Genomic DNA, 6,601 nt, shown 5'->3' with positions numbered 1-6,601 from the left:
CAACACCGAACGCATCCAACAACGACTCAAGGGCCTGACCCCGATGCAATATCGGAATCAGACCCTTGAACCCCTCACCGCCTAGAATTAAACCAGTCCAACTTTCGGGGGCCAGTTCAGACATGAGTGCGGGCTTTAGTTATGCGTTCATCTACGAGCCAGAACATAAAACCCCGCCCTTCGCGCTCACGGGGCGGGGAACCCGCCCGTGAGAATGAACCGCCCGCGAGCGCGAAGGGCGGGCGAGGGTGAGGCTGAGGTAGGAGGCCGACCCAGATGTGCTAGCTACCTCCGGCCGCGCTCTCCGTTAAGCCTGGCATTGTGAGGATACGCTCTTGTCGTATTTGGAATATTGCTTCAAAGCGTCATAGAAGGCGTCGGAATAGCCGGTGGCGCCTTCGGGAAGCGGGTGCACGCCATCGGAGTAGAGCATGTCCGGATTATTTTCGGCATAGCCACACCAGTCGGCAATATAAGCATTGTCGTATTCCTTGGCGGCGTCGATGACGTCCTGCTGGGACTGCGCCATCCACTCGCGATCACCGTAGGGAACAACCATTACCACGGTATGGTCCTTGCCGATGATGTCCATGGCCTGGCTGATTTGATTTGGCTGGGCGGCGCCGTTGGTGCCGAAGCCCAAGAATACGGTATCGCGCAACGTGCCGGCGTCCTTCATTTGTTGAAGGATTTGGATACCCACTGTGTAGTGGCGGGATTCCTGGGCATCGATATAAATGCCAGGGAAACGTTGGCTGAGGGCATCGCTAGCCGCCAGCATCACCGAATCACCGATCGCGGTAATATCTGTCCCCTTCGGGATGGGGCGGGTCTTGGCGTCATCCTTTGCTTCGTCTTTATCGTCTTCAGTCGATGTTGTTGACGGAGCGGATGCCTCCGGTGGAGGTGGGTTATTGCTTTCGTTTTGCTGCTGGAGCTGGTCGAGCTGCTGCTCCAATTCGGTCTTGTCGCTGGAATTAACTACGCCGTACACAACGCCCACCAGAGAGGCGACAACCAAGAACGGGACGACAGGCCACATGGCCTTGCCAAAACCATCCTTGAGTTCGCTGAAGCTCGGGCGCGAGGCCCAGTAGTTCTTCCACGTCTTCTTGTATCCGCCGCGGCGGAAAGGATTCTCGATGAACTGATAAGAGATCTCCGAGAGGATCAGGGAGATGGGGACGGCGACAAGACCCAGAATCCAAGTATTCTCAGAATTCTGATTGCCGTGGAATAGCGCCTCCAAAATCATGATGACTGGCCAGTGCCACAGGTACAGCGAGAAGGAACGCTGACCCAACCACCGACTGACCTTCGTCCTAAACAGCGGCGTCATCGGGCCGTACTCGTGGATGACACCCCACACCATGAGGGCACCAAGGATGCTGGTGATAAAGAGCCCGCCGCGGTAGGTAAATTCGGCATCGTCAGGCATGAGGAATAGCTGCGCGACATAGCCGATGAGCGCCAAGAAGCCAATGATGCCGGCGGCGCGGGTTTCTACCTTGCCGGAGGTGGCCCAAGAATCCGCGTTGGGATCGGACTTCGTAGAGGTCACCAACAAGGAGAGGACAGCGCCGGTCAACAGGCCGAATGCGTGGGTATCCGTGCCGTAGTACACGCGGGTGGGGTCTTCACCTGGCGTAAAGATAAACCACATGGCTGCGAAGGAGGCAAGCCCCAGCACGCTGGCGACGACGACCGGAAGGCGGCGCGGCTGGCGTGACGAGATGCGGAAAATACCCAGCATGAGCAGTGGCCAGATGAGGTAGAACTGCTCTTCTACGGCGAGTGACCAGTAGTGGGCGAATACCTGGATCTCGTTATCGGCGAAATAGGATTGCGAGGTCGCAATCTGCGTCCAGTTATTGACAAAGAACAGGGTGCCGAAGAATTGCTGACGCAGGCCGACGGCCAAATCGCCGCCAACCCACGCAACGATTGCCGTACAGAAAACGAGCACGGCGACGGCGGCCGGCAGGATGCGCCTAAAGCGTCGGACCCAAAAGTCTTTCAGGCTAATCGTCCCGGACGTGCGGTATTCGCGCACGAGGAGTGACGTAATAAGAAATCCGGAGAGGACGAAGAACATGTCCACGCCCAAGTAACCGCCGGGTAGGGCGTCGTCGAAAAAGTGGTAAAAGACAACGGCGAGAACGGCTAGGCCGCGCAGGCCATCGAGGCCCTTGACTTGGCGTAGCCGCGCGTGCCGCTTCTTGCGCACGTTTTTATCCTCTGGCGGTATTGCAAGTACTTCAGAGTCGTTTTGTTGATTCTGCAAGGGGTATTTCGATTTATTGGCGCCCTGCTTGCCTTGCGCAGACGACTGCTCCGCAGAGTGATTGGCTGCAGGTTGTTGTTCCCGCGCGTTCTCTTCGGCAGGGCGCTTAGCCTGAAAGGCCTTCGTGGGCGCGGTCTTCTCTCCGCTTGGGTTCCCAGGCTTTAGTTCTTGCGCAGAGGCGGACCCCTGGATAGAGGCAGGCTCCTGGACGGAGGCGGGGCCCTGTGCCGCGGCGGATTCTTGTGCGGTTTGGCGCTGCTCTGGTCGCTTGTGACTAGATGCGCGCTGTTCAGGCTTGTGCTGTTTGGACTTAGCTTGCTCAGGCGTGTGTTGTTTGGGCTTTTGGGCGGGCCAAGACTGCTGGGTGGGAAATTCAGAGGTTCCTTGTGCGACGTTCGCCGAATCATCGGCGGGCTTTGCAGGGCCAGAAGGCTTGGCCGTACCCGAAGGACGAGCGGCGTCGGAGGACCGAGTAGTACCGGAAGACTGGGATGCGCTAGCGGAGTTTTTAGGGCGGGAAGTACTAGGACTGCTGGACGTACCGCCGGGGCTCGCTGGGAATTCCTTCGTCTCGGCCGCGGGTTGCTGCGGTTTCTTAGATCCTTTGGGCGTGGCTGGCTTTATCGGTTGGCGTTTTTTCGCTTCGGCCTTTTTCTGCGCGGAACCGTTTTGCTTGTTTTGGGTAGTGCCCTTAGTTGGAGCGGATTTGGCGGCCTTCGCATTTTGGGTGCGAGTTGCCTGCTTTTGTTGCGGCGTGGGCGTACCTATCTGGCGCGACTGGCGCGCGAGACCACGGTTGATGTCCGTAGGCTTTGTTTGTGCAGCTTTCTTACTGTCCTGCTTGCCTTTGTCCTGTGGTGTTGACTTGCTGTTTTGCCCACTCGAGCGGGGAGCCTGTTGTTGCTTCCGCGCGCCTTTATCAGTGTGGCTTTCCGCATTCGGTTCGGTGGGTGCGGCGGATTTAGGCGTAGAAGCCTCAGTGGAGGAATCACCTGTAGGCCCATCCTTTTGCCGCGTCGAAGGCGGCGTGGCCTCATTACGCTCGGAATCTTTCTTCCCCAGCAGCGAGCGCAGAAAACGATTCACATGAACTCCCATTGCACTACGAAAATGTACTAATCGGCCAATTTTAGACCGCGAGCAGCGCCATTACCCAAAGTAGAGAGCACGGCGTGGCGCGGGAAATTGGCAATATTTTACGGATAGATGGTGAAAGAAAAGAGTCTAATCCTATTGGCTGGCAAAAAGCTGATTCAGCACTGTCAGCACCCCATACTCGGTATTGGGCGGGGCGATTGTATCGGCAATGGCTTTGAGCTTAGGATGCGCATTGTCCATGGCAATGGCGGTGCCAGCGGCTTGGAGGAGTTCGAAATCATTGAGGAAATCCCCAAACGCCGCGGTGCGAGATTGGGGGATACCCAGCAGCGATGCCATGGTTTCTAGCGCCACCCCCTTATTGACCCCGGCCGCCATCACATCGAGCCACACTGCCCCAGATACCGCAATATTGTGCTCGGGCACGGCCTCGCGCAGCGGATCGTGGAGGTGTTTCTCGCTGCCATCGGCGCAGAAGGCCGCGATTTTGATAATGTCCTCATCGAGCAGATCGTGCAGGTCATCCACCCAGATGATGGATTTATAGTACTTGGAAATTTCGGCGGAGGCTTGCTCGTCGATGCCCGTTTCCACAAACGCCGTAGCTGGCGTGCACAGCACCACGGTGTGGGGTTGGGCTACCGCGTCGAGCGCTCTCACCGCAGCGTGGACGGCCGATGACGGCAGGGGCGTAGTGCTCAGCAGCTCGTTATTGTGCACAACCACGGAGCCATTTTCCGCAATAAAGGTATCTTCATGAGGAAACATCTCTTGCAGGGTGGCGAGCTGGCGCCCCGATGCTGGAACGAGGGTGACGCCAAGCTCGGTTGCGCGCTGGCTGGTCGCCGCGAATCCTGGCGGCAAGTCGCCGTTTCCATCGAGCAGGGTGCCGTCCATGTCTAGGGCGATAAGCTGTGGAAGCAAAATTAAGACCTATCTGTGAAGTCGCAAACGGTAGCTAGGTATATGAGTTGTGTGTCACAATAGGGGATATGACTAATGATGCACCTATCGTGTCCTCAATCCGCAACCATACCGGAGTCATTGAGCTCAACCGCCCAAAGGCTCTCAACTCCCTGAGCCCAGAAATGATCGATCTCATTGCCGCCGCTTTGGATAAGTGGCGCGATGATGACGAGGTAGAGCAGGTCCTTTTGACCTCTACCAACCCCAAAGCTTATTGCGCCGGCGGCGATGTCCGCTTGGCCCGCGACGGCATCGTGGACGGCAAATACGGCGAAGTGGATGACTTCTTTGCCTCGGAATACACCCTCAACGGGGATATCGCGGAATACCCCAAGCCGGTCATCGCGCTGGTGGATGGCATCGCTATGGGCGGCGGTCTTGGTGTCTCCGCGCACGGCTCGCACTGCGTGGTCACGGATAAGACTTTCGCCTCCATGCCGGAGATGAATATTGGTTACGTCACGGATGTGGGCATGGCGTATGCCTCCCAAAACGCCGTAGGCACGCGCGGTAAGGCCTCGCCAGAGCTCGCGAAGTTCTGGGGTATTACCGGCTACCGCATGTACGCCGCCGACCTCGTGTGGAGCGGGCTGGCCACTGACTACGTAAAAGACGGCGATGCCTTTGCCAGCGACGTCATTGACAAAGGCATTGACGCCGCGCTGGAACAGCACTCCGTGCAGCCAGAAGATGAGGCCCCGCTTGCGGAGCTCATCGAGGGGATCGAGGCTAGCTTCCGCCACGGTTCCTGGCAGGACATCATCGCTGCCGCAGAGGAGTACCCAGAACTGAAGGAGCTGGTAGAAAAGCTTACCGCGCAGGCCTGCCCGACCTCCATCGTGGCCGCGCTGGAGCTCTACCGAGCAGAGGCGAAATGCTCGAGCATTCGCGATGCCCTTGAGCTGGAAAAGAAGCTGGGTGCTTATATGTATCGCCGCGATGACTTTTCCGATGGCGTGCGCGCGGTATTGGTGGATAAATCCAATGACGCGGCATTCAAACCGGCAAGCGTCGCGGATGTGGATGTAGACGTCATCCGCGATGTATTAGCTAAAGATTAATCCCGCGGAAGGAGGCGTAGGCTGCTCGGGCCCGCGCCTCATTGATCTCTCGGGGTGGGGTAGCCGCCAGCGTTGCCTCCGTGGCCGCGGATGTGGGCTGCGGCAAATGCAGCGCTTCGGAATCGAGGAGGACGAGGCCGACGCGGCCATCGGCAAGCGTGGTGCCCACCAAAGTCCACATGCCCAGGATGGGCAGGGCTAGCTGGGGTATCTGCCGGGCGCGCGCGTAGTCCAGCGGTAGCGCGGGCCGGATTAGCGCCGGTACCTGGTGATCGATGCCGAAGCGGTACAGGTTCGCGGCAGCCTGCGCGGCTGCGGTGTCCTTGACCTCAGGATCGGCCCACGCCCACAGGAATCGCTCCTCCGAAATGGTGGCGATGAGTACCGCCGTGGCCTCGGCCTTCCCGCCAGAATAGCGGATCTCCGCCGTTGCCTCGTTCGCATTGAGGTGCACCGTGGCCTCGGGGAAATTGCCCTGGAAGTACATCTGGTGCTCCATGCCGTAATAAAAGGCATCCTCGATGATGCGGGTATCCTTCATGCCCGGCTCGATGGCGGTAATCTGCGGCGCACTCTCTGCGCTAGAAAAATACAGCGTCGTTCCATCGGAAAAATGCTCGACGGACTCCGCAGTGGAGTCCGCGGCAGATTCCGCGCCGACCTCTGCGGCCGTGATGCCTAAGTGGTGGGCGAGTTCGTGCACCGCGCGTTGCTCATCAATGTCCGGCGCGCTGCGGCGAATGCCTGCTGCAACGCTGGTGGGAAAGTCGAGGCGAGGGTGAAAATCCACAGCAATAATCGCCTCATGATCGCCTTGTTGTGCCCGCAGTACCGGGGCATTGCCGGCCAAGAGGCGAGCGAGGGGGATGAACTTTGCCGGGTCATCCCCGCCCTGCGGCAGGTCGGCCTCCGCCTGCATCGCCCACTGCCAGGTAGGCGAATCGGCGCGATCGATGACGGCGATGCGTGTGCCCCGGAAGTCTTTGACACCGGAGGGAGAGCTGCAGCGGATTTCCACGGGCTGATTGTGGTTAAGGCGCCCCTCGGAATCCATTGAGGGGGTGAGGAAATTAAATTCCACGTCGGTGGTATCGCCCAAGCGGGCCCGGAAGGCGGCATCAAGGCCCGACTGAATAAAGCAGGCATCGCGGGTGGCCTGGGCAAGCGAATTCGAAGTATCCATAATTACCTA

Annotated in this window: 5 protein-coding genes; 2 read left to right on the top strand and 3 right to left on the bottom strand. The window is 58.7% G+C overall.

Annotation, left to right across the window (positions count from 1 at the left end; genetic code table 11):
- On the top strand, window positions 1-85 hold an 85-nt coding region (locus tag QP891_RS10115; protein ID WP_239317516.1), incomplete at its 5' end, for an IS3 family transposase.
- A 222-nt stretch (window positions 86-307) separates the two neighbouring features.
- On the opposite strand, the gene QP891_RS10110 is transcribed toward QP891_RS10115, so the two are convergent.
- Both QP891_RS10110 and QP891_RS10105 read right to left on the bottom strand, forming a co-directional pair.
- Window positions 308-3,370 (bottom strand): acyltransferase family protein, encoded by a 3,063-nt coding sequence (locus QP891_RS10110; protein ID WP_284771071.1) that lies wholly within the window; start codon window positions 3,368-3,370, stop codon window positions 308-310.
- A gap of 144 nt (window positions 3,371-3,514) precedes the next feature.
- On the bottom strand, window positions 3,515-4,306 hold the full coding sequence (locus tag QP891_RS10105; RefSeq protein WP_284771072.1) for an HAD family hydrolase: 792 nt from the start codon (window positions 4,304-4,306) through the stop codon (window positions 3,515-3,517).
- 68 nt (window positions 4,307-4,374) lie between these two features.
- Between QP891_RS10105 and QP891_RS10100 the strand changes: the two genes are divergently transcribed.
- Window positions 4,375-5,409, top strand: coding sequence for a 3-hydroxyisobutyryl-CoA hydrolase (locus QP891_RS10100; protein ID WP_284785423.1), 1,035 nt, complete (start codon window positions 4,375-4,377; stop codon window positions 5,407-5,409).
- On the opposite strand, the gene QP891_RS10095 is transcribed toward QP891_RS10100, so the two are convergent.
- Window positions 5,399-6,592: a DUF6882 domain-containing protein gene (locus tag QP891_RS10095; protein ID WP_284771074.1), complete on the bottom strand. Its 1,194-nt coding sequence runs from the start codon at window positions 6,590-6,592 to the stop codon at window positions 5,399-5,401. The two genes, QP891_RS10100 and QP891_RS10095, sit on opposite strands and share 11 nt — an antisense overlap.
- Between the last annotated feature and the right edge of the window lie 9 nt (window positions 6,593-6,601).

It is taken from the genome of Corynebacterium sp. MSK310 (genome assembly GCF_030227355.1).
GTDB lineage: Bacteria > Actinomycetota > Actinomycetes > Mycobacteriales > Mycobacteriaceae > Corynebacterium > Corynebacterium rhinophilum.
Note: the sequence above shows the minus strand (reverse complement) of the source record. Positions and strands in the feature narration are given on the sequence as shown.